Origin of the sequence: Aequorivita sp. 609 (assembly GCF_014212065.1) — a bacterium.
GTDB lineage: Bacteria > Bacteroidota > Bacteroidia > Flavobacteriales > Flavobacteriaceae > Aequorivita > Aequorivita sinensis.
On record NZ_JACJVM010000061.1, the window covers coordinates 1 to 400 of the forward strand.

Consider the following 400-nt stretch of genomic DNA (forward strand, 5'->3'; position numbering starts at 1 on the left):
CCTCTACGGCACTTGGCGCAAACCTTCCTCCCTTAAAGTGGACTACAACTTGCCCATGCACAAAATGAACAACACAGATCTGAACAGAATCATCAAGAGTGAGGAAGTCCAGAAGGCACTTCGTCCTGCTAATCTCAAGATTAATCGCAGAGTGTTCAAGAAGAACCCTCTGAAGAACTTGAGAGTGATGATGAAGCTCAACCCCTACGCCAAGACTGCACGTCGCCGTGCTATCCTGCAACACAACCCTGACATCAAGGCTAAGATGCTGAAACCCAAGAAGAAGAGGGTTGTGAAGAAGACCAAGGCCAAGAAGCCTGAAGCTGCTCCAGCTCAAGCTTAAGGCTCATAAACAGACTATGGAGTTCAGAAATGCTTTTCAAATAAAACAACTGTTGAA

The 400-nt window shown here is 46.2% G+C and carries 1 protein-coding gene; it reads left to right on the plus strand.

The window, feature by feature from the left end; genetic code table 11:
- Nucleotides 1-343 (plus strand): hypothetical protein (locus H4O20_RS15470; protein WP_221442870.1); only part of this gene is annotated, 343 nt, incomplete at its 5' end.
- Nucleotides 344-400 lie beyond the last annotated feature (57 nt).